We start from the raw sequence: 23,124 nt of genomic DNA on the forward strand, positions 1-23,124 counted from the left end.
CACTCTCGAGGAGAACAGATGCAACAGCACCACACCCTGGCCGGCCGCCGCGTCATCGTCACCGGGGGAGGAGTCGGGATCGGGCTCGGTATCGCCCGGCGCTTCGCCCGCGCCGGGGCGCAGGTGGCGATCACCACGCACTCCCGGCCCGTGCAGGAGGTCATCGACGCGCTCGCGGCGGAGGGCGTGGACGTGATCGGGACCCAGCTCGATGCCCGAAGCAGTGCTGAGGTTGATCGGGTCGTCGACGATCTCACGGCCCAGCTCGGTGGCCTGGACGTGCTGGTCAACAACGCCGGGGGACTGGTGGCGCGGCACCCGGTCGCGCAGATGCCGGACGAACTCTGGGAGCAGGTGATGACGTTGAACGTCACGTCGGTCTTCTACGCCAGTCGCGCGGCACTGCGCCACCTCAGTGAGGGCGGACGGATCCTGACGATCTCCTCACTGGCCGGTAAGAACGGTGGCGGGAACGGGTCGGCCGCCTACGCGACGGCCAAGGCTGCGTTGGACGGCTTCACCCGGGCGCTGGCCAAGGAGGTCGCCCCGCAGGGGATCGCCGTGAACGCGATCGCTCCGGGACTGATCCTGGACACCCCCTTCCACGAGACCTTCACACCCGTGGAGGCGCAGCGGCAGCAGATCGCCGGGATCCCCGTGGGCCGGGCAGGCTATCCGGACGACGTCGCGGCGGCGGCCGAGTTCTACGCCCGGGCAGACTCCGGGTTCACGACCGGGACCTCACTGGACCTCAACGGCGGCGCGTACTTCTCCTAGCGGAGACCGTCCGTTGCCGGTTCCCGCATGCCCACCGCTCAGATGTGGACGGTGACCTCACCCGCATCGCGCAGCTCGGTGATGATCGTGTTCACCCCGGCGCTCTGCTGCTCGCTCATGGCCTGCTGGGCGATCTGGTCGCGGGCCTCCTCGAACGGCGGGATGTCCTCCTCGGTGGCGCCCTGCGCCTGCGCCTGCTCGACGAGAGTGTCGTACTGGGCGCGCAATTCGTCCTCGGAGGGCTCGCTGACCTCCACCTCGGACTCGACGAACGCGTTGACAGCGAACTGGTCGGCGGCGTCCTGGCGGATGTCTTCCTCACTCATTCCCTGTTCGACGAGCGCGTCGACCACCTCGTCTGCTGAGCCAAGGCCGTTCTGAGCGGCGACGTCCTCGAGGGTGGCGGTGACGTCCTCTTCACCGGCCTCGATCCCGGCGTCCGCGGCGGCCTGGGTGAGCAGCAGGTTGTTGACGAGCTGGTCAAGGGTCTGCTGCTGGAGCTGGGCCTGGTCGACCTGCTGGCCGGTCTGCTGCTGAGACATCGCTGCCTGCTGCAACTGGCTCTCATAGCTGGAGAAGAACTCGTCACGATCGATCTCTTCGCCGTTGACCTCGGCGACGACCTCGGGGAAGTCCTCGGGCTCCGGTGCCTCAGCGCCGGTGTCCGGGTCGGCGGGGGCCTCGGTGCCGGACTCGGTGGGGCTCTCGGTCGCGTCCGGCTCGTCTTCGGACGAGCAGCCGGTCAGCGCCACGGCGGCGGCCAGGGTCAGGGCGGCCAGGGCGGACTTGCGCGGCATGGGGACTCCTTGCGGGTTGGTGCCGTACCCCTTGACGGTACCTGGTCGATCTGGGCGTGATGTCCTCAGGCCGTTCGCCCCCTGCGTACGGAGCCACCTCGCCAGGTCGGCGTGACCCACCAGCAGCGGCAGTTCCCGGGTGGTCGGGGCACGGGGCGATCAGCCCGTGCCCTCCACCTGGGCAAGAACACGGTCACGAGCGTGGGCCAGGTGGGCGATGAGTGCCGAGCGAGCGCGATCCTCGTCCCCGGCGTTGATCGCGGCCATGATCTCCTCGTGCTCTCCCACCACCGTGGTGGGAGTGGTGCGGCGGTGCGCCGCGTACTGACCCATCGTCAGGTGGATCTCGCCGGAGATCATCTCGTACATCCGTGACAGCCGTTCGCTGCTGAGGCCCTCGACCAGGCCCCAGTGGAAGGCAATATCGGCCTGGACCTGTTCGGCGAAGTCCTCCCGGGCGGCCGCCTGCACCATCACCGCCTGGGCTTTCGTCATCTGCTCGGGCAGGTGAGCGGTGCGTGCCAAGTGCGACGTGGCGGCTGCTTCGAAAGTCTCCCGGCTGAAGAACAGGTCCTGGATCTCGGCGGCCGAGAGTTGCGGGACCACAGCCGACTTGTGGGCCACGCGCCGGAGCAGGCCGAGTCCGGTCAGGCGTTCCAGGCAGGACTTCGCCGTCGGGCGGGCCACCCCGTACTCGTCGGCCACGCGCTGTTCGGTGACCCGTTCACCCGGCGGGATCTCGCCGTTGATGATCCGGGCGCGCAGGGACTCGAAGAGTGCCTCCGTCAGTGACGCGGGCCCGAGCTTGATCTGACTGCTACTCGTCGACACTCCTCATCCTTCCTGGGCACGGGGGCCGATCGCGACGGCGCTGTCAGGAGTTCTGCCTGTCATGTCGTCTTGTCGGTGCCGCATGATCGACTGACATCATGACAGTTCATGGCCGTCACCGTCCCGCCGATGGTGTGAGCCAGTCCAGCGTGTCCGTCGTGGCACGGGTCGGCTTGTACTCGGCCGCGACCGTCCCCCGGTAACCGCCCTCGTGCAGGGCGGCAGCGATCGCCGTGAAGTCCAGGTCGCCCGAGCCGGGCTCGCCGCGACCGGGGGAGTCGGCGAGCTGCACATGACCGATCTCGGCGGCACGCTGCCGGGCCACAGCGGCCACATCGACACCGTTCATGCCCAGGTGGAACGAGTCGAACAGCAGTGCCAGCCGCGGTGAGCCGACCTCCTCGATCAGCGCGGCCACGTCCTGGTCATCGTGCAGCGGGTAGGAACCGTTCAGCCCGCGGGCCAGCGGCTCCACCAGGATGGTGCCGTCGATCTCGGCCACCGCCTCGGCGGCCCGTCGATAGGCCCCGACGGCGTGGGCACGCTGGGCCTGCTCCTCGCCCTCGTCAGGTTGTCCGTAGAGCAGGTTGAAGCTGCGCACGCCGGTGGCGCGTGCCAAGCGCAGGAGTGCGTCCGTCGAACGATCGAGCTCCTCGGCGCGTTCGGGCCGGCAGGTCACTCCGCGCTCGCCGCCGGGCATGTCGCCGGCGTAGAAGTTCAGGCCGATCAGCTGCACGCCGGCGTCGGCGATCCGCGCGGCGACTTCGTCCACGCGGTCGTTGCCCGGGTGCGGCTCGGTGAACGGCCACCAGCTCTCCACCGTGCGGAAGCCGGCGTCGGCTGCTGCCTGGAAGCGGTCGAGGTAGGGGACCTCCGTGAACAGGAGGGACACATTGGCGCTGACGTCGTAGTCGTAATACTGCATGGGTTCACCTTGCCATAGTTATGCTCGACATGTAAGCATGTATAACAATCAGCGACGATCGGAGAACAGCGGTGACGCTCACGCACGCACAACCCAGCGAGGCCATCGGCCTGCGAGCCCCGGACTGGTACCGCGGTGCCACCCGATGGACGCAGCTGACTTTCACGGACGACGATCCGGCCACCCTGGACGTGGATTTCTGGATCGACGTCATGCGCCGGTCCGCCTCGAACGCGCTGTGCCTGAGCGCCGGCGGCTACATGGCCTTCTACCCCACCCAGATCCCGTGGCACCACCGCAGCGCCTTCCTCGGTGACACCGACCCCTTCGGTGCACTCGTGGAGGGTGCTCGTTCGCTGGGCATGCACGTGATGGCCCGGGTGGACCCGCACGCGATCCACCAGGACGCCGCCGACGCCCACCCCGAGTGGCTGGCCCGGGACGAGGACGGCCAGCCGATTCCCCACAGCTCGGTGCCGGGCCTGTGGTGGACCGACCCGTTCAGCAGCTACCACACCGAGTTCACCACCGACGTGGCCCGCGAGATCGTGCGCGAGTACGACGTCGACGCCGTGTTCGCCAACCGGTGGGACGGCCCCCGGGTGGTCTCCCACACCGAGGCGACGGCGCAGCGCTTCACTGCCGACACCGGCCTCGCGCTGCCGCGGGTCGCGAATCTGGATGACCCGGCCTGGCCGGCCTATGCCGCCTGGCACAGCCGTCGCCTCAGCGAACTCGTGGTGCTCTGGGACGACGCCGTGCGCGAGATCAAACCGCACGTGCGATTCATCCCCAACCGCGGCGCGGCACTGACCCGCGATCTCGTGCCGGAGCTGGTCGATGACCGCTACCCGATGTTCTTCGTCGACAAGCAAGGCCGCTCCGATCTGGAACCGGCCTGGACGCCCGGCCGGATCGGCAAGCGCACGCGCGGGCTCTACCCGGACCGCCCGGTCGCGCTGATCACCTCGGTCGGACCGGAGAGCCACGAGTTGCGCTGGAAGGACTCCGTGGCCGACCCGGAGGAGACCAAGGCCCTCGTAGTCGACGGCTTCGCCCAGGGCGCGCTGCCCTGGTTCACCAAGTTCAAGGCTGAGAACTTCGACGATCGCTGGGTGCAGCCGATCGTGGACGCCTACCGGCTGCACGAGCGCTGCGAGCCCGTGATCGGGCGGCTGCGGTACACCGCCGAGGTGGCCATCCTGGACAGCCGGGGCCCCGCCGGGCGCACCCCGTGGACGCCGTCGCCGGGCCAGGGGGCCCACGAGGACGGCGTCTACCAGGCCCTGGTGGAGGCGCGGATCCCGTTCGAGTACGTGGCCGACGAGGCGCTCAGTGCCGACCGGCTGGCCGGTATCCGGGTGCTGGTGCTGCCGGCCACTCCCGAGCTCCCCCCGGAGCAGGTGCGCGTGATCGAGGAGTTCGTGGCCGCCGGCGGCAGCGTCGTGGCGGCTCATGACTCCAGCGTGCGGGGGCCGGCCGGCTCCCGGGAACTCGCCCTCGGTGACGTGTTCGGCGTCCGGCTGCGCCAGGACGTGCGGGGCCCGCTGAAGAACAAGTACATGGCGATCACCGCCGACCACCCACTGACCGCCGGCTACGAGGGCGCCCAGCGGATCGTGGCCGGATCGCTGGTGCTCGGCGTTGAGCAGATCCCCACCGCCGACGGCGTCACGGTGCCGTTCCGGTTCGTTCCGGACTACCCCGACCTGCCGATGGAGGAGGTCTACCCGCGCGAGGAGCCCAGCGAGCCTGCCGTCATCGCCCGCGAGCACGCCTCCGGCGGGCGCACCGTCTACGTGGCCTTCAATGTCGGGGAGATCTACTGGGAGGCGCTGCAGTCCGACCACGGACGACTGATCGCGGGCGCCGTCCGCTGGGCGCTGGGCGAGACACCCCGCGTGCAGGTCGACGGGCGTGGCCTGGTCGACCTCGCCGTCCAGGAGGGGGAGCGCGAACTCGCCGTCAACGTGGTCAACCTAACCAACCCGATGGCGATGCGCGGCCAGGCGCACGAGTTGATCCCGCTCACCGGCCAGAGCGTGCGAGTGCGTCTGCCCGAGGGCGTGCAAGACGCTCGGGCGCGCCTCGTCGTCACCGGAGAGGACGTTCCGGTGAGCGTGAGCGACGGGTATGCCGAGGTTGCCCTGCCCGCCATCGACCACCTCGAGGTGGTCCACCTGACCTGGTAAGACGTCGGGCCGCCGGTGTGCCGGCGGCCCGGTCTGCCTGAACTGCAAGCCCCGGACCGGGGCACGACCACAACCGTGCGGACGCTGTCTGCGCGAAAGGAGGATCTCGTGCGAATCGGATTCATCGGACTCGGAGTCATGGGCGTACCGATGGCGCTCAACCTCATCAACGCCGGACACTCACTCACCGTGCACCGCGTCAAGGAACGCTCGCAGGGCCTCGTCGACGCCGGCGCCACCCCGGCCGGCTCGGCCGCCGACGTCGCCCGGGCCTCGGAGGTGGTGATCCTGATGCTCCCGGACACCCCCGACGTCGAGCACGTACTCACCGCCGACGACGGCGTCCTCGCCGGCCTGGCGCCCGGCACCCTCGTGATCGACATGAGCTCGATCTCCCCGGTGGCCACGCGCACCCTCGCCGAGCAGGTCGAGGCTGCCGGCGGCGCGTACGTCGACGCCCCCGTCTCCGGCGGTGAGGTGGGCGCCCGCGACGGCGCTCTGACCATCTTCGTCGGCGGCACTGAGGAGGCCGTCGAGCGGGCGATGCCACTGCTGGAGGTGATGGGCAAGACCATCACCCACCTCGGGCCCGCCGGCTCCGGCCAGGCGACCAAGGTGGTCAACCAGATCATCGTCGGCCTCACCATCGAGGCCGTCGCCGAGGGCCTGGCCGTCGCCGAGGCTTCCGGCATCGACCCCGCCGCGGTGCGCGAGGCGCTCTCGGGCGGCTTCGCCTCCTCGCGCATCCTGGAGATGCACGGCAAGCGGATGGTGGAGCGCACCTTCGACCCCGGCTTCCGCATGCGACTGCACCGCAAGGACCTCGGCCTGGCGCTCGCGGCCGCCGAGCACCACGGCACCTCGGTGCCCGGCGTACAGGCCGTCGCCGCGCAGATGGACGCCGCGATCGCGCGCGACTGGGCCGAGCTGGACCACTCCGCGCTGTTCCGGCTGCTCACCGAGGAGCCCACCTCGTGAGCGAGCCCTGGTGGCACACTCCGTTCCGGACCTTTCAGACCAACCTGCGGGAGATCGACGCCGGGCTGGACGTCGAGGCCACACTCGATGCCATCGAGGACTACGGCGCCGACACCTGGTTGCTCAGCGTGGGCGGCATCATCGCCAACTACCCGAGTGAGTTGGACTGTCAGAGCGTCAACCCGGTCTTGGCCGAACGCGACTCCGGCGATCTGATCGGGGATGCGGTGGCGGCGGCCCGAGCACGCGGTATCCGGGTGCTCGGCCGGATGGACTTCTCCAAGATCGACGCCCGCCGGGCCGAGGCGAACCCGCAGTGGTGCTTCGTCAGCCCCGACGGCGAGCCACAGATCTACAACGGCTACCGCAGCGTCTGCCCGAGTGGTGAGTACTACCAGAGCAAGTCCTTCGATGTGATCAGCGAGGTGCTCGCTCGCTTCGACCTGGCCGGGTTCTTCTTCAACTGGATGTCCTTCAACGAGCACGACTACAGCCGGCGCTACTGGGGTGTGTGCCACTGCGAGCCCTGCCTGGTGGGGTTCCGCGAGTTCGCGCCCGGGGTCGAGCACCCTCGCGACCCTGGATCGCCGGGCTATCAGACCTGGCAGCGGTTCGCTGCCGGGGTGCTCGATGACCTGACCGCCAGGATGCGGGCGCACGTGCGCGAACTCGCACCCGACGCCGGCCTGATCCTCGGCAACCGGGCCGACATCACCTTCCACGAGGCGAACAACGCCGTCGGGCGCCCGCTGTGGCATCACGCCACCGCGGAGTCGGTCAGTGCGGCACGCTCGGGGGACCCGGCCCGGCCGGTGTTCGTCAACGCCGTCAGTTTCGTGGACATGCCCTACCGCTGGGCCGGTGAGGACCCTCACCATCTCGGCCAGTACCTGCTGCAGGCCATTGCCCACGGCGCCCAGCCCTCCACCTACATCATGGGTGTCCCGGCCGACAGCCCCTTCGAGGCGCTGGACGTGGGCCGGCAGATCACGCGGTTCCATCGCGAGCATGCCGACGTCTACGCCGGTCTGGCCTCCACGGCGCGGGTCGCGCTGGTGCGCACCCGGGCCACCGACGAGGCCGCGCGCCGCACCTCGGAGTTCCGGGGGTGCTACCTCAGCCTGATCGAACGGCATGTGCCCTTCGATGTGATCCGGCAGGACCGCCTGGATCAGGTGGCCGCCGACAGGTACGACCTCGTGGTGATTCCCGACGGCGGAGCCTTGCGCTCCGAGGAGGTGTCCGCCCTGGAGGGGGTGCTGGCCGCCGGTGGCACCGTGGCGCTGACCGGGGATTCGGGCTGGTTCGAGGGCGCGTTGCAGTTCGCCGATGACGTGGCCACCCAGAAGGCGGTCTTCGCTACTGAGGAGTCGGTGCGCTCGCTGCACCTGCCCCTGGGTGAGCGTGAGGGAGACCTGACCCCCGCCGTCGGGGGATTCGCTGTGCTCGAACCCGGGCCGCAAGCCCGCTCGGGCTGGCACGCCTGGGGCCGGGCGCTGTACGGCCCGCCGGAGAAGTGCTACGGGCACGACCGGACGTCTCACCCCGGCTGGCTCAGTGCCGATGTGGGCTCCGGGCGGCTGCTGGTGCTGCCCTGGCGTCCGGGGCTGGTCTATCGCGAGATCGGGCTGTCGCGGGTGCGCGACGCCTGGGTGGAGCTGGCGCTGGCGGAGACCACGGCAACTGGCAGCCTAAGAATCGGCACCGATCTGCCCGAGCAGGTCCAGATCGTGCCCGGGCGAAGCTCTACCGGCGCTGTGATCCACCTACTGAACCGATCCGGTGATGCGCCGCAGCGGTTCATCTCCCCGCTGCCGATCGCACCCGGCACGCTGCGTCTGCGGCTCGAGCGCGACCCGGTGGCAGTGCGCGCTCTGGTGACCGGGGTGGACCTGGACTGGACCCGGGAGGGGGATGAGGTGGTGGTCCACACCCCACAGATCGACACGTTCGAGGTGCTTTCGCTCACGAACACATAACAACGAGACATGTACTATTGACATACAATCTGGCTGAAGTCAGAGTGGCTATGGCCGATGAAGCCCACTTCTCTTCCAACGACGGGAGCACCACGATGCGAGAATTCAACCGACGCACTCTTCTGATGGCCGCCGCAGGTATGGCCGGCGGAGGCGCACTGGCCGGCTGCAGCGGCGTAGGCGGCGGTAGCGGCGGTGGCGGCGATGACGCCTCCGGCTCCGTGCGCTACGCCTTCTGGGGCAACAACGTGCGGATGGAGAACTACCAGGACGCCTTCGACCGGATGATGGAGATCAACCCGGACGTGACTCTGGAGACGGAGTTCGCCGAGTACAACGCGTTCCAGGAGCGGATGACCACACAGATGGCGGCCGGGAACGTGGCGGACATCTTCTGGATCCCCTCGGCGTCCGTGATGAGTTACTACGCGAACGACCTGTACCGGCCGCTCAGCGACGTCTCCACCCTCGACCTGTCCGACTTCAGCGAGCAGGACCTGCGCGACTTCGAACTCGCGGGTGAGCACAACACGATGCCGCACGGGATCTTCGTGCCGGTGCTGCGCAGCAACGTCACCCTCGCCGAGGAAGACGGCATCACGATCCCGGAGAACTGGACCTGGGACGAGCTGGCCGAGTTCGCCCGCGACTACGCCAACAACAGCCCCGATGACCGGTTCGCGCTGCCCTTCAACGCCTCCCACGACCTCACGTTCGAGGCCTGGCTGCGCCAGCGGGGCGAGCAGTTGTGGACCGAGGACGGGCAGATCGGCTTCACCGAGGACGGTCTGGCGAGCTGGGTCGACTGGTGGGAGCAGTTGCGCGCGGCCGGAGCGACCCCCGAGCCCGGCGCGCAGGATGGCGTCGAGCCCAGCTGGGAGGACATCGGCGACCGCACGCTGTTGTGGACCGGTAACTCCAACCACATCGTCGACGATGCCACCACGTTCCCGGACCAGCAGTTCGCGCTGCACCACATGCCGGAAGCGGCCGACGCCCCGGCCGGTCACCAGTTCCTCTACTTCCCACGGATGGCCATCTACCAGGGCGTCAGCGATGAGCAGGCCGAGCTCGCCGGTCAGGTGATGACGTTCTGCACCTCGAACTCGGAGATCCACGAGTACGTGGGCCTGACGATGGGTGCCCCGGTCAACCCGCGCGTTGCCGAGGAGGTGCGCGACTTCGCCAGTGACTACGAGCTGCAGATGCTCGACGTGGTCACGGAGGATCGCGAGATCGAGCGCACGCCCCGCTACGAAGCGCCTCCGGGCACGAACACCTGGCGCACCGAGATGACGCGCATGCTCGAGCAGGTCACCCTCGGGGACGTCAGCGTCTCCCAGGGCGCGGCCGACCTGATCGCCGAAATCAACACCGGCATCGAACGCGCAGCGGACTGACTTGATGGCTGACACTCGCACACCCGCACGGCCGCCGGGCACCCGGCGGCCGAAGGCGGGCAAACTGACTCGCCAGGATGGCGCAGCGCACGTGTTCATGGCGCCGTGGTTGATCGGCCTGGTCGCGATCACGGCATTGCCGATGTTCGCCTCGCTGTACCTGGCCTTCACCGACTACAACATCCTCTCGAGCCCCACCTGGGTGGGCACGGAGAACTTCGAGCGGATGGCCGGTGATGACCGGTTCTGGAGTGCGGCGTGGGTCACGGTCACCTACGTGCTTGTCTCCGTGCCGCTCCAGCTCGCCTTCGCCCTGGCGCTCGCGATGGTTCTGGACAAGGGCCTGAGGGGGCTGGCGATCTACCGCAGCGCCTACTACCTGCCCTCGTTGCTGGGAACCAGTGTGGCGGTGGCGGTGCTGTGGAAGCAGATCTTCGGCTACGACGGGCTCGTCAACCAAGCGCTCGGCCTGATCGGGATCGAGGGGCAGAACTGGTTGCAGAACCCGGATACGGCGCTCGGCACCCTGATCGTGCTGAACGTGTGGACGTTCGGTTCACCGATGGTGATCTTCCTGGCCGGACTGCGCCAGATCCCGGAGGAGCTGTATGAGGCCTCCCGGGTGGATGGCGCCTCGATTGTGCGCCAGTTCGCCTCGATCACCATCCCGCTGCTCACGCCGATCATCTTCTTCAATCTCATTTTGCAGACGATCGGTTCGTTCCAGGCGTTCACGCAGGCGCACGTGATCAGTAGCGGTACCGGCGGTCCCGTGGACTCCACGCTCTTCTACACGCTCTACATCTACCAGCAGGCCTTCGTGAACTTCGATATGGGATATGCCTCCGCCCTGGCGTGGGTGCTGATGGTGGTCATCGCGATCATCACGGCCGTGCATTTCACCCTCTCGAAGCGCTGGGTCTTCTACGGAGACTGACATGACCGCTCCCACACTCGACTCCCCACGCTCCCCGAGCCCCCACGGCGATCCGCCGGAGCGGACCGTGCTTCCCTCGGTACGCCGGGTCCGGCGGCGCAACAGTATCCTGCGGCACTCCGGTCTCATCCTGTTCGGGCTCCTCATGCTGTATCCCTTGGCCTGGATGGCGGTGAGTGCCTTCAAGCCCGGGTACCTCGTGCTGACCGACCCGAGCCTGATCCCCACCGAGCTCACCCTGGAGAACTTCCGGAACGGGTGGTACGTCGGGAACCTCTCGTTCCTGGTGTTCTTCGGCAACTCGTTCGTGGTGGCCGGCAGCGCGATCATCGGCAACCTGGTCTCGTGCTCGCTGACCGCCTATGCGTTGGCGCGGATGAACTTCCGGGCGCGCAAGGTCTACTTCGCGATCGTGCTGGCCTCGGTGATGCTGCCGATGCACGCCACGATGATTCCGCAGTACATCATCTTCTCCGAGCTGGGTCTGGTGAACACCTTCATCCCGCTGGTGCTGCCGAAGTTCCTCGCCACTGATGCGTTCTTCATCTTCTTGATGGTGCAGTTCATCCGCGGCATCCCGCGTGAGCTTGACCAGGCCGCGTTCGTGGATGGTGCCGGACCGTTCCGCACCTTCTGGTACATCATCCTGCCGCTGATGAAGCCTGCGCTGATCACGGCGACGATCTTCACCTTCATCTGGACCTGGAACGACTTCTTCGGCCAACTGATCTACCTCACCGACACCTCGGTGTACACGGTGCCGATCGCGCTGAACGCACTGGTGGACTCGCAATCGAACCAGGGCGTGGGCACGCTGATGGCCATGTCGCTGCTCTCGCTGGTGCCGATCCTGTGCTTCTTCGCCTTCGCGCAGAAGTACCTGATCCGCGGGATCGCGACCACGGGCCTGAAGTGACTGGGCGTGACGAGACGGGGCCCGACGTGAGCGGTGACGTGAGCGGCCCTGATGCGAGCGGTGCACTGCTGGTCACGGCTGCCTCCGGAATTGACGTGGCACAGGTGCAGGCCGCGGCCGGTCAGCGCCCGGTGTACCGGACGGAATCCCTGTTGCCAGATGCGGTGCGCGCCGCCGGCGCCGACCCGGGGCACGTCTCCGCGGTGCTCGGGGCCAGGCCCGCAAATGACCTCTCGGGCCTGCCGGCACTGCGCTGGGTGCACAGCGGGGCCGCCGGGGTGGATGGGTGGCTCAGTGCCGGCGCCCCGCCGGAGCATGTGGTGCTGACCTCGGCGGTGGGCAACGGGGCGATCCCGCTCGCCGAGCACGCCCTGATGCTGATGCTGATGCTCAGCCGGGATGCGCCGCGGTGGTTCGCCGCGCAGCAGCGTCATGTGTGGGACCGCTTCACCCACGGTGAGCTCGCCGGATCGACGCTCGGCATCATCGGCTACGGCAACAGCGGCCGCGATCTGGCACGGAAGGCGCAGGCGTGCCACATGAGCGTGCAGGCAGTGCGCCGTGGTGCGAGCGAGGCCGAGGAGGTCGATGACGCCGGGGTGCGAGTCTTCCGCGGCCGGGCAGGACTGGAGCAGGTTCTCGCCACCAGCGATCACGTGGTGGTGACCGCGCCGTGGACCCCGCAGACGCAGGACCTGATCGGCGGTGCTGAGCTGGCGATGATGAAGCCGACGGCGTTCTTGATCGTGATCTCGCGCGGCGGGATCGTCAGTGAGGAACCGTTGATCGAGGCGTTGCGTGCGGGCGCGATCGCCGGAGCGGGCCTGGACGCGCACGCCACCGAGCCGCTGCCCGCCTCGAGCCCGCTGTGGGACCTGGAGAACGTCATCGTCACCCCGCACAACGGCGCCACCACCGCTGCGACGGCCCGGCGCGGCACCGAGATCATGCTCGACAACGTCGCCCGCTGGGCTCGCGGCGAGGAGTTGCGCAACGTCGTCGACCGGGCCCATGGCTACTGACCGCAGCGCAGGGCCGCAGCGCGTGCTGGTGGCCCCGGACAAGTTCAAGGGCACCCTCACCGGCCCGCAGGCGGCCCAGGCCATCGCCGACGGCGTTCATGGCGCTCTCCCGCACGCGCAGGTACGAGAGCTCGTCATCGCCGACGGCGGGGAGGGCACCGTCGATGCCGCCCTGAGTGCGGGGGCACAGGCCCGCACCGCCACGGTCACCGGGCCGCTCGGGGGCTCGGTCCACGCACGGTGGGCGATGGACGAGGGCACGGCCGTGATCGAGCTCGCGGCCGCCAGTGGGCTGCAGCTGGTCACGCCCTCACCGGCCATCGCCCTGGCGTCGACCAGCCGCGGGACCGGTGAGCTCATAGCCGCAGCGTTGGATTCGGGTGCGAAGGAGATCCTCCTCGGTCTCGGTGGCTCGGCGTGTACTGACGGGGGAGCAGGTCTCCTGAGGGCGCTCGGAGCCCGGTTCCTGGCCGCGGACGGTCAGCAGCTTCCGGACGGTGGGGGAGCGCTGGGGGCCCTGGACCGCGTGGATGTGAGCTCGCTGGACCCGCGGCTGCGGCACGTGCCGATCACAGTGGCCGCCGATGTGCGCACGCCACTGCTCGGACCATCGGGCGCTGCTTCAGTGTTCGGACCCCAGAAGGGGGCCGGACCGGCGCAGGTGGCCCAGCTGGAACGCGGACTGGCAGTGCTGGCCCAGTGCTTGCGAACGGCCACCGGCCGGGACGCGGCGGCGCTGGACTGGGGCGGCGCCGCTGGCGGGTGCGCAGGCGGGCTGCACGCGGCTCTCGGGGCCCAGTTCCGGCCCGGTCTGGAGGTGGTGGCCGAGCTCGTCGGCCTGAGTGCCCAGTTGCGCCGGGTAGATCTGGTCGTGGTGGGCGAGGGCAGCCTGGACGAGCAGTCGCTGCAGGGCAAGGCACCGGTGGCGGTCGCCCGGCGGGCACGGGTGGTGGGGGTTCCCGTGCTCGCCGTGGCCGGACGAGTGGCGGTGGACAGGGCGGCGCTCGCCGCCACGGGAATCGTCGGCCACGCCGCGGCGAGCGAGCATGCGCCCTCGCCCGCAGACGCAATGGGCCCGCGGGCGGGGCACTGGGTGAGCGTGGCTGCCGAACACGCGGTCCGTGCATGGCTAGCCGGTGCGCCGGTGCGAGAGGGTGGCCGCTCAGCCGACTCGATCTAGGTCAGGCGTCATTGTCGACCGCCACCGTTCCACCCACCATGCGCGCCAGCCTGCTGATCGCGCCGGAGCAGCTGGAGGTCCGTGAGATCCCCACGCCCGAACCGCGCCCGGGGGATATGGTGGTGCGGATCGAACAGGTGGGCTTGTGCGGATCGGATGTGCACTTCTTCACCCATGACCGGGTCGGCTTACTCGTGGTGACCGGACCGCTGATACTCGGCCACGAGGCCGGCGGCGTGATCGCTGCGGTCGGAGCTGGTGTGCCCGAGGGTCGGCTGGTGGCCGGTGGCGATCGATCTGATCGGCCGTGCCGTGGTGAATGTTGATCTGTTGATCTCCGATCGCACCGACCTGGGCGGTCTACCGCAGGCGATGCGCCGCAACGGCGATCCCCAGGTGATGAAGGTCCTGATCAACCCGCAACAGTAGCGAGGCAGTGCCGCTGAGCACATAGGCTCCTGGTTGTGACTGGAGGTGGCCGGGGGACTCCGCCGCTGGTGCGCCGTAGCCCGCCGGCGATCGCCGGCTACTCCCTGACAGCGTTCGTGGTGCCCCTGCTGATCGTCGCCCTAGCCCTGGGCCCACCGATCCTGCTCGGATCCGAGGGCGTGCTGGACCCGCGCGGAGCTGGGATCATCTACGCCGCCGCGGTGGCGCTGTGCGCGGCGCCTATCCTGCGCCTGTGCACCTATGAGCTCACACTGACGCTGGACACGACGACGCAGGTGCTCACCGTGGATCGCCGATTCATGTGGGGACACCGGGTGCGGGAGGTGCCGGTGGGCCAGGTGGAGCGCTGGTACCTGCTGGACAGCATGGGCATCGTGGCGCTGCGCCTCGGTACGGATCGACCGGTGCGACTGTGGCTGCACACCCCGCAGAGCTCGCCGAACCGGCGCCCGCGTTCGGTCGAACTCACCGTCGCCTGGTTGCAGGATGTGCTGGGCGAGCGGCGCGATGTCGCCCGCGAGCCCGCGGCGTCGCGGCGGGCCAAGCGGCTGCTCATCTCGAGTGTGCTCGCCGGCGTGGTGCTCGTCGGCGGCGGGTTCGGGTCGCTCCTGGTGGCGCTGATCTGAACGCTGCGGCCGAACTGTGTGACGATCGTGGCTCATTACACATCGTTGCTGGTCACCTGCTCCAGGCTCACCCATGCGGCATCCACGGCGTCGATCCGAGCACGACGCACGGGCCGATTTGGGGTTCGCCACCGGCACCTCACTCGACCTCAACGGGGGCACATACTTCTCCTGATCCTCGGCCGTGCTGCTAGGTAGGATCTGGATCCGTGATCCCTCAACGTCGCCAGAACTTCTCGTTCCTCGTTGCTGCGCCGGTTGCTCTGGCCGCGGTCTTCACGGTCTCGGCGTGCTCAGGCGGCGGGGAACAGTTGGCACTCGGTACCGAAGCACCCCTTGAGGCCGAGGAACCGCTCGTGGTCGAATTCGCCGTGCTCTCCGCCACTGAGTCGAGCGTTGAGGAGAGCGGTCTCACAGGCATCTTCGGTACTGAATTGGACGGTGTGCCGTGGCTGGTGGGATACCGACTTGACCTCACCGAAGGCTCGCGCGAGGACTTCTCGTGGGACGCCGTCAGCGATCTGTCCAACTCCGCCTGGGTGGCTGACACGGGGAGAACGGAACTTCAGGGAAGCGGCCCCGGCGGTACCGCGGCTGCCGAGATTCCGTGCGCTGAGCAAGGCACGGAGGTCGTCGACCCGGTACTGATGTACGGCTGCCAGGTTTTCGTCGTCCCCGAGGGGCAGAGCATCGAGTCGATCACAGTGACCGACGTCGGCACCTGGGCCGTCGAGGACTGACCGCCTGCGCAGCCGGCCTCGTTCACCGGACGCCGCGAGTCTTCGCTGCATCGGGGCCTATCGCGTTGAGGAAGGGACCGCTTCAGGAAACGCCGGCCGGTCCGCGGAGTTCTCTCGTGGCGTTCTCGCGTGACGGATTGCCTGCTGACAGGTCGTATCAATGGCGGACCGCTGCACACCTATGGGGCAACGGCCAGAGGAAGGGCGGGAGACACGATGTGGACTGACTCAACGTGGGGCGTGCTGGTGCTGCGGCTGGCAGTACTGGCGGGCATGACGGCGTTGCTGACGGCCAACCTGTTGCGCGACGTCGGGATCTGAACGGCCCCAGCCGGCATCAGTCCGCCACGGCCGAGCCCATAGACTGGACGCGATGACTCACTCGCGCGCTGCGGGCGCCTATCAGCGCGCCGTCCTGGCCTTTCGCAACCCCACGCTCGACCTCCTGCACGGCCGGTACGCACCCTTCGTCGTCGCGACTCTTTCGCTCGTCTTCACGGCCGAGCGCACCGCGGTCGCGATCAGCGACGCGCACGTCGAGGTCGCTGAGATCGTCGACGAGCTGCGGGCAGCCGGCTACGACGAGGACGAACGCAGCCTGCCCGCCGGAAACGGTCGCGAGATCTGCCGGTACTGGGTGCGGGTGGGTTGGCTCGTGCCGCAGATCAAGGACGACGTCGAGGTGTACCGCCTCTCGGCGCAGGCGGTGGGCGCCCTCGAGATCGCCGGACGCGCGGGCGGCGGCCGTGCCCGCGTGTCGCGCTCGCGGGTGCGCACGTTGCTCGACTCGATCGACACTCTCGCGCGCGACGCCGAGGCCGATCCGGAGAAGCGCCGGGCCCGGTTGCTGGCCGAGCGCGACGCCATCGACGCCGAGCTCGCCCGCCTCGAGGAGGACCAGTTCGAGCCGGCCGACGACGAGCAGCTGCTCGAAGAGGCCGAGAACGTCCTCCACCTCACCCGCGAGCTCCCGGCGGACTTCTCCCGCGTCGCAGAGTCGATCGCCGCCATGCAGCGCGATGTGGTGGCCGATCTGCGCCGGGATGTGCGCCCGACCGGGGAGGTGCTGCGCGAGTACCTCGAACGAGGGCAGCACATCATGCAGTCCACCCCCGAGGGCCGCGCCTTCTCCGGTGCGTTGCGGCTCATCGGAGACCCTGAGCGCATCGACCAGCTCACTGACCAGCTCCACCGTCTGCTCGTGCAGCCGTTCGCCCGGCTCATGGCGCGCGACCAGCAGATCGAGCTCGGAGCGATCGCCCGGCGCGTCGAACAGGGGGTGGAGGAGGTGCTCACCGCACAGCGGCGCGCTTCGCACGTGATCACCTCCCAGGTGCGCACCCACGACCCGGTCCGTGACCGCGAGGTCGACGATCTGCTCCGTGGCGCGATGTCCGCGCTGCAGGAGTGGACCCGGCACGCCGGGCCGGCGCAGAAGGCCGAACCGCTTCGCGGCTTCCCCGTGGCCCACGTGGCGGACCTGCGTCGCTCCCTCAGCGATCCGAGCCCACCCCGTGTACCCGCCTCGCTGACTGCCAGTGACGACGACCCCGAGTTCATCGGCGACGACAGCCGGGCCTGGGGTGGCCCGGCCTATCCCGAGCTCGAGGCGTACGCGGCGACCCTCGGTCCGGAGTTCGACCTCGCCACCGCCTTCGCCAGCGCATCCGAGGCGACCCGGCGCCCCGTCGATCTCGTGGGACTGCTGGAGATCGCCCACCGCCGCGGCATGACCGAGAATGATGAGCTGTCCGTCGTCGAGGCACGGCGGCCCGACGGTACGACGCGCCGATTCGCCTTCGGAGCCGTCACCGCCCGAACCGTGGAGGACCTAGCCGATGACTGACCTTGAGGTGACCACCGAAGACCCGTTCATCACCCCCGTGGCGATGGAGGACGACCCCGACGCCACCTTCCCCGGTGACCGCGGCGTGCTGGACCCTGCCGTGCGCCGGGTCCTCGTGCGCCTGCTGCAACGGCGGTTCCTGCTCGCCGACCGCAACAAGGAGGACTGGGCCGTCCTGATGGACAACCACCAGGTGGTCGAGTCACGTCTGCACGATGTGTTCGTGCGCCTCATCGTCGACGTCGAACGTGGCGTTGCGTACAAGCAGCAGGTCCGCTCGGATGACCTCGAGGTGCCGATCCTGTTGCGGGATGAGCCGTACTCGCAGGCCGAGACGCTCGTGCTCGTCTACCTGCGCACGGTGTACCAGCGCGAATCGACGGCGGGGGAGCGGTCCGCTCGCGTGGATGTGGAGGAGGTCGAGCAGACCGTCCTCACCTACTTCCCGGACACTGACGGCGACATCGCCCGCCGCCAGCGCGCCGTCCGGGCGGCTCTGGCTCGCCTGCGCCAGGACGGCATCGTCGAGGAAGAGTCCGAAGGGCGTTACCTCATCAGCCCGCTCGTGGAGATCGTGCTCAGTGCCGACAAACTGCGCGAGCTCACCGACTGGTTGCGCGACCAGGCCGGACTCGAGCAGATCGAGGCTGACCAGACCGAACCGGACCAAACTCAGCCCGACGACCCCCAGCCGGAGACCGCCTCGTGACCATGCTCGACACCCTCTTCGGGATGATCCCTGCCACCAGCCGTGGCCAGCAATGGGTCGCCGACGAGTTCCAACTGGTCAACTGGGGCGGCTACGAGGGCGCCCACCGACTGAAGCTCTCACCCGAGGCCACACTGCTCGTCGGCGGCTCCGGATCCGGCAAATCGACCCTCATGGACGCCTACATCGCGCTCATGATGCCGCACACCACCCCGTTCAACGGCGCTTCCAACGGTGGCGTGACGGGCCGGCCGCGCGGTCAGGACCAGCGCAACATCGTCTCCTACGGTCGCGGCAAGATCGATGAGTCCCGCACAGAGGACGGCACCCAGGTGCGCGTGCTGCGCGGCGACGGTGAGGACACCTGGACCGCCGTCGCGGTGACCTGGATCGACCACGACGGGTCCCGGTTCACCGCCGTGCGCGCCTGGTACATCCCCGCCGGCGCGCGCCTCGTCGACGACACCGTGAAGGTTCGCGCCACCACGGACGGCGAGTTCGACCTGAGCTCGCTGGAGTCCGCGGCGATGCACCGGCTCTCCGATGCGGCCGTGGCCGCGACTGGCCTCGACACGGTGCATACGGACCGGGAGTTCACCGCCCGGCTGCACTCGGTTCTCGGGATCGGCGCCGCCGGTGCCGGCCACAAGGCGATGAGCCTGCTCGCCCGCATCCAGGCCGGCCAGCAGATCACCACCGTCGACGAGCTGTACAAGCGCATGGTCCTCGAAGAGCCCGAGACGCTCACCACGGCCGATGCTGTGGTGAGTCACTTCGACGAGCTCGAGAGCACCCGTGAGCGGATGGTGACCGCGCGCAAGCAGGTGCGCACATTGGAGCCCATCCGGGAGATGAAAGCACGCATCGAGGCCTCGGCAGACCGCTTGCGCCTCATCGACGAGGTCGGGCGCTTCACCGACCCGGAATCTCCCGCCACGTTGTGGCGTGCGCAGAAGCGCCTCGGTCTGCTGCGGGACGTCGAATCGGAACTGCAGTCACGCAAACGTGCCGCCGATGACACCGCCCGTGCGGCACGGGTGCAGGTGGATGCCGCCGAACAGCAGCGCGATGCGCTCGCGGAACTGCTGCGTGCAGCAGGTGGTGACCGATTGGTGACGGCGGAGCGAGAGTTGCGTAGTGCCGAGCGCCACGCCGAGGAGGTCGCCCGAGAACGTGAGCGTTTCGATCAGATCCTCGACAGGGTCGGCGTCACCGCCGAGACCGCCAAGCAGTTCGAGTCACTCGTTGCGCGGGCGCGGGAGAGTCTGGATGATCCGCGGGCGAAGGACACCGCGCGTGAGGCCTGGGCTGCGGCCAGGCAGCGCACCGGCGAGATCGACCAGGAGTTGCGCGAGCTGGAGGCAGAGGCGGCGCAGGCAGGGGAGCACGACGGCGCGATCCCGACTCCACAGCACGAGGCTCGCCTGCTGCTCGCCGAGGCCGCCGGGCTCGAGCTGGCGGACCTGCCGTTCGTCGGGGAGCTCATCGAGGTGCGTACCGAGTTCGAACCGTGGCGTGAGGCCTTCAACCTTGCCCTCGGCGGTTTCGCGACGACCCTGCTGATCGACCAGGCGCACCTCGACCGGTTCCGCCGGGCGATCGACAGCGTGCCGACCCGCGTGCGGCTGCGCTATGAAGGGGTGCACACCGGTTCGCCGCGGCTGCCGGAGCTCGATCCACGGCGCATGCCCGGGCGCCTCGAGTTCCGCGAGTCACCGTTCACCGGGTGGTTGCAGGACCGCCTCGATCAGCGATTCGGATTCCTGTGCGTGGACACCGCGGCCGAGCTGACCCGCCACGACATGGCGATGACCATCTCGGGGCAGATCTCTCAGGGTGCCCGCGGCGCGCACGGTGGGCACGGGCGCCGCAACGTGCTCGGTTTCTCCAACCACCGCCGTCTCGACGAGTTGTCGGCGGCGATCGCCGACGCGCGGACCCGCCGCACGGCCGCACTTGAAGCGCAGCAGCAGGCAGCCCAGGCGCTGGACGACCTCGACGCACGGCACACCGCCTACGGCAAGATCGTGGAGCTGACCTGGACGCAGGTCGACAGTGCATCCGCCGACGCCGAGCGGGATCGGTGGGCTGGGCTGATCGACGACATCTCGACGGGCAACCCCGAGATCACGAAGCTGCAGCGCCAGCTCGCCGAGGTGAAGTCCACACTGTCGAAGCTGATGACCTCGGCCGCCCGCGCCGATGGTGAGGTGGAACGACTCGGGGAGCAGTGGGCCCACATCACCGACCAGGTCGATGACGCCCAGCTCCTGCTCGATCGTGCCGAACGCGCCGAGCACACGCTGACCGAGGACCAGTCCGGGTATCTGGAGGAGCGGTTCGCGGTGGTCGCCCCGGTTGAGGGGGCGAGCCGGACGCACGAGCTCGAGCGTTTCGATCTCGCTCTGGAGAATGCCTCACGCCTGCTGGCTGAGGACCAGTTGGCCGCGCAGACGACGCTCTCGGAGCAGCGCGACGCCCTGCAGCGCACGTTCGAGTCGTTCCTCGAGAGCTGGCCGAACCCGAATCTTCGCGCCGACCCCGACAGCTCCTACGGTGACTTCGAGCGAATCCTCACCGACCTCGAGACCAGCGGCCTGCATGAGTTGGAGGCCGAGTGGAAGGACAGCCTGCTGCAACTGTCGGGCAACGACCTCACCAACCTCGACTCGGCGCTCGGGCGGGCGTTGCGGGAGATCCGCGACCGGATCCAGCCGATCAACCAGATCATGGCCGACCTTCCGTTCTATGACGATGCGCATCGCCTGCAGATCGCCGCACGCGAGACCTCCTCCGAGGCGCGCCGTCGCTTCCGCCGCGAGCTGCGCGAGGTGCGCGGGCTCATCGACAGTGCCGAGACCGACGCCGATCGGGAAGCCGTGTATGGCCGGATGGCGCGGCTGATCGCACGGATGCGGCGCTCGGCTCCCGATTTCGCCGAGCTCGTCGATGTGCGCAACCACGTGCGGATCAGTGCGGAGAAGATCCATGCCGACACGGGAGAGCACGCAGCGCTGTACGACCACATCGGCGAGAAGTCCGGTGGTGAGTCGCAGGAGCTGATTGCGTTCATCGTCGGTGCGGCGCTGCGCTACCAGCTCGGGGACCCCGACTCCGAACGGCCGCGTTACGCGCCGGTCTTCCTCGACGAGGCGCTGATCAAGGCCGACGCGCACTTCACGAAGCGGGCGATCGGGGCATGGCGGGGGCTGGGCTTCCAGCTCATCATCGGTGCGCCGAACGACAAGTACAGCGCGATCGAGCCCCACGTCGATGTGGAGTACGACATTCTCAAGGACACGCGCGGCCGGTCCTGGGCGAAGCCGAAGGTGGCGCTGAGCGGGTGAGCACCCTCCGTCTGCGGACATCCGCCGACGTCGGCGCGGACGCTCCTCCTGCCTGCCGGCCGGGGCTTCAGGGCAACTGACGAGGGAGCACCCAGAACACGGGCAATGACCGAGTCGGACCCGACGTGCCCTGTGGGGTCATGCCGAGGACGAGATTCAGCGCAGGACGTGCTCGATGGTGGTGGCCTCAGCGAGGCGGTCGACCCAGGTGTCGAGCTGGTCGGGGGTGGCGCCCTGGATGCGGGCGGTTTGCTCGGGGGGTGAGGGGGCCGAACTGAGCAGCGAGCACGCGGCTCAGCATGACTGCTGCGCCTTCGGCGCGGCCTTTCGCGACTCCCTGGGCAACTCCTTGGGCGACCCCTTCGGCGACGCCTTCTGCGCGTCCTCGTTCGAGTGTGGTGGACATGTAGGCCTCCTGTGCATCGGGTCCCAGGTCTTCGAAGAACTGGCGCACCTGCGCCGGTGGAGTATCACTGACCTGGTAGGCGTACTCCATGATAATCGCGAACATCTGATCCGCCCGGGTTCGCACCAGCTCCACCACATCCGGGGTGAAGTCCTCCAGCACCTGAGCCAGGTGTTCCTGCCGGGGAGCGAACCGGAGCATCGCCAACGCCAGCCTGGCCGCTGGAGTCAACGGCGCCGCCAGCAACTCCTCCACCTCCACGCTGGTCAGATCCTGGAGCACGAACTGATGCCGGGGCAGGAATGAGCCGAGTGCTTGCTCGGAGGTAGCGTCGTACAGCCCGTCCATGGACGTGGGCGTGTTCCACCGGCGCCGGCCTTGATAGACCACCACCGGGAGGATCGGCGGCAGCGTCCTTGCCGCCGCCCCGGGACCCGTGCGGCGTGGTTGGTGCGGGTCGTCGGACTCGGCGCCGACGTCGAGGTGGCGCCACCAGATCCGGGTGACGTAGTCCATCACTCGCAACGCCATCAACGGGTCCGGGCTGGACTGGTGCTCGACCAGCACATACACCAGTACGGGGTCACCGTTGAGCCGGGTGGAGAACAGCAGGTCGGTGTGGCGCTGACGCATCTCCTCGTCCACGAAGTTGCCCGGCTCCAGTCGCAGCCCGCCCAGGTCCAGTCCTCCCGTGATCTTCGCCGGCAGCACCGAGGCCAGCACCGACGCCGCATTCGCCGGCACCCCTACCACCGCTCGGAACATCGCATCATGCGGGTTCGGAGTCTCGCTTCTCCTTGCCATTCGTGCACGGTAGAGGCCGCGACCCCACCCCGTCGGACTCACCCCAGGGGGTTGTGAACAATCCGCCATCGGGGTGCCATCTCGCCCTCGGGCATGCGCAACCAGCACCGCCGAGGGTTGGCTGAGTGTCGAAATCCTGCGGATCGACGACACTCAGGCCACCCTCGTGAGCAGGGACGACTCAGTCCTTCCCACCCGATCCGCGCGTGAGGCCCAACGATCCGCCTTGCCCACCCCCAATTCTCCGTGCTACCGTCCTGGA

The 23,124-nt window shown here is 68.8% G+C and carries 20 protein-coding genes; 16 read left to right on the forward strand and 4 right to left on the reverse strand.

What is annotated here, in order from left to right:
• The first annotated feature begins 18 nt into the window (after positions 1–18).
• On the forward strand, positions 19–777 hold the full coding sequence (locus FV560_RS13635; protein WP_159622094.1) for an SDR family NAD(P)-dependent oxidoreductase: 759 nt from the start codon (positions 19–21) through the stop codon (positions 775–777).
• A gap of 38 nt (positions 778–815) precedes the next feature.
• On the opposite strand, the gene FV560_RS13640 is transcribed toward FV560_RS13635, so the two are convergent.
• The 3 genes from FV560_RS13640 to FV560_RS13650 all read right to left on the reverse strand — a co-directional run bounded on the left by FV560_RS13640 (position 816) and on the right by FV560_RS13650 (position 3,330).
• A complete protein-coding gene (locus FV560_RS13640; RefSeq protein ID WP_159622095.1) occupies positions 816–1,574 on the reverse strand; it encodes a SurA N-terminal domain-containing protein in 759 nt (252 codons plus the stop codon).
• 159 nt (positions 1,575–1,733) lie between these two features.
• Positions 1,734–2,405, reverse strand: coding sequence for a GntR family transcriptional regulator (locus FV560_RS13645; RefSeq protein WP_159622096.1), 672 nt, complete (start codon positions 2,403–2,405; stop codon positions 1,734–1,736).
• 115 nt (positions 2,406–2,520) lie between these two features.
• Positions 2,521–3,330 (reverse strand): hydroxypyruvate isomerase family protein, encoded by an 810-nt coding sequence (locus tag FV560_RS13650; RefSeq protein WP_159622097.1) that lies wholly within the window; start codon positions 3,328–3,330, stop codon positions 2,521–2,523.
• Positions 3,331–3,401: 71 nt separating this feature from the next.
• Here FV560_RS13650 and FV560_RS13655 point away from each other — a divergent pair, with 71 nt between their 5' ends.
• From FV560_RS13655 to FV560_RS13725, 15 genes are all read left to right on the forward strand, one after another.
• Entirely contained in the window at positions 3,402–5,522 is a 2,121-nt protein-coding gene (locus FV560_RS13655; RefSeq protein ID WP_200837679.1) for an alpha-amylase family protein, read from the forward strand.
• Between the two features lie 108 nt (positions 5,523–5,630).
• The gene (locus FV560_RS13660) at positions 5,631–6,500 is read left to right on the forward strand and encodes an NAD(P)-dependent oxidoreductase (RefSeq protein ID WP_159622098.1); all 870 of its coding nucleotides are present in this window, start codon (positions 5,631–5,633) and stop codon (positions 6,498–6,500) included.
• The gene (locus FV560_RS13665) at positions 6,497–8,479 is read left to right on the forward strand and encodes a hypothetical protein (RefSeq protein ID WP_159622099.1); all 1,983 of its coding nucleotides are present in this window, start codon (positions 6,497–6,499) and stop codon (positions 8,477–8,479) included. Before FV560_RS13660 ends, FV560_RS13665 begins: the two co-directional genes overlap by 4 nt.
• A 125-nt stretch (positions 8,480–8,604) precedes the next feature.
• Positions 8,605–9,879 carry an ABC transporter substrate-binding protein gene (locus tag FV560_RS13670; protein WP_200837681.1) on the forward strand — a complete coding sequence of 425 codons (1,275 nt, stop codon included), beginning with the start codon at positions 8,605–8,607 and terminating at the stop codon, positions 9,877–9,879.
• Between the two features lie 4 nt (positions 9,880–9,883).
• Entirely contained in the window at positions 9,884–10,816 is a 933-nt protein-coding gene (locus tag FV560_RS13675; protein ID WP_159622101.1) for a carbohydrate ABC transporter permease, read from the forward strand.
• Between the two features lies 1 nt (position 10,817).
• Positions 10,818–11,732: a carbohydrate ABC transporter permease gene (locus tag FV560_RS13680; protein ID WP_159622102.1), complete on the forward strand. Its 915-nt coding sequence runs from the start codon at positions 10,818–10,820 to the stop codon at positions 11,730–11,732.
• 26 nt (positions 11,733–11,758) lie between these two features.
• A complete protein-coding gene (locus FV560_RS13685) occupies positions 11,759–12,754 on the forward strand; it encodes a D-2-hydroxyacid dehydrogenase (protein WP_200837682.1) in 996 nt (331 codons plus the stop codon).
• Entirely contained in the window at positions 12,744–13,934 is a 1,191-nt protein-coding gene (locus FV560_RS13690; RefSeq protein WP_159622103.1) for a glycerate kinase, read from the forward strand. The genes FV560_RS13685 and FV560_RS13690 overlap by 11 nt, the downstream gene beginning before the upstream one ends.
• A 116-nt stretch (positions 13,935–14,050) precedes the next feature.
• A complete protein-coding gene (locus tag FV560_RS20685; RefSeq protein WP_420853376.1) occupies positions 14,051–14,260 on the forward strand; it encodes an alcohol dehydrogenase catalytic domain-containing protein in 210 nt (69 codons plus the stop codon).
• Positions 14,220–14,363 carry a hypothetical protein gene (locus FV560_RS13700; protein ID WP_159622105.1) on the forward strand — a complete coding sequence of 48 codons (144 nt, stop codon included), beginning with the start codon at positions 14,220–14,222 and terminating at the stop codon, positions 14,361–14,363. The genes FV560_RS20685 and FV560_RS13700 overlap by 41 nt, the downstream gene beginning before the upstream one ends.
• A gap of 35 nt (positions 14,364–14,398) precedes the next feature.
• Positions 14,399–15,010, forward strand: a complete 612-nt coding sequence (locus FV560_RS13705; RefSeq protein WP_159622106.1) for a hypothetical protein — start codon at positions 14,399–14,401, stop codon at positions 15,008–15,010.
• A gap of 209 nt (positions 15,011–15,219) precedes the next feature.
• Positions 15,220–15,750, forward strand: coding sequence for a hypothetical protein (locus FV560_RS13710; protein WP_159622107.1), 531 nt, complete (start codon positions 15,220–15,222; stop codon positions 15,748–15,750).
• 373 nt (positions 15,751–16,123) lie between these two features.
• The gene (locus FV560_RS13715; protein WP_159622108.1) at positions 16,124–17,596 is read left to right on the forward strand and encodes a DUF3375 domain-containing protein; all 1,473 of its coding nucleotides are present in this window, start codon (positions 16,124–16,126) and stop codon (positions 17,594–17,596) included.
• Complete coding sequence (locus tag FV560_RS13720) at positions 17,589–18,305, forward strand: DUF4194 domain-containing protein (RefSeq protein ID WP_200837684.1); 717 nt, start codon at positions 17,589–17,591, stop codon at positions 18,303–18,305. The genes FV560_RS13715 and FV560_RS13720 overlap by 8 nt, the downstream gene beginning before the upstream one ends.
• Positions 18,302–21,652: an ATP-binding protein gene (locus tag FV560_RS13725; protein ID WP_159622109.1), complete on the forward strand. Its 3,351-nt coding sequence runs from the start codon at positions 18,302–18,304 to the stop codon at positions 21,650–21,652. The genes FV560_RS13720 and FV560_RS13725 overlap by 4 nt, the downstream gene beginning before the upstream one ends.
• 187 nt (positions 21,653–21,839) lie before the next feature.
• On the opposite strand, the gene FV560_RS13730 is transcribed toward FV560_RS13725, so the two are convergent.
• A complete protein-coding gene (locus FV560_RS13730) occupies positions 21,840–22,862 on the reverse strand; it encodes an Rpn family recombination-promoting nuclease/putative transposase (protein ID WP_159622110.1) in 1,023 nt (340 codons plus the stop codon).
• Positions 22,863–23,124: the final 262 nt, after the last annotated feature.

Source organism: Ruania rhizosphaerae (assembly GCF_009805705.1).
GTDB lineage: Bacteria > Actinomycetota > Actinomycetes > Actinomycetales > Beutenbergiaceae > Ruania > Ruania rhizosphaerae.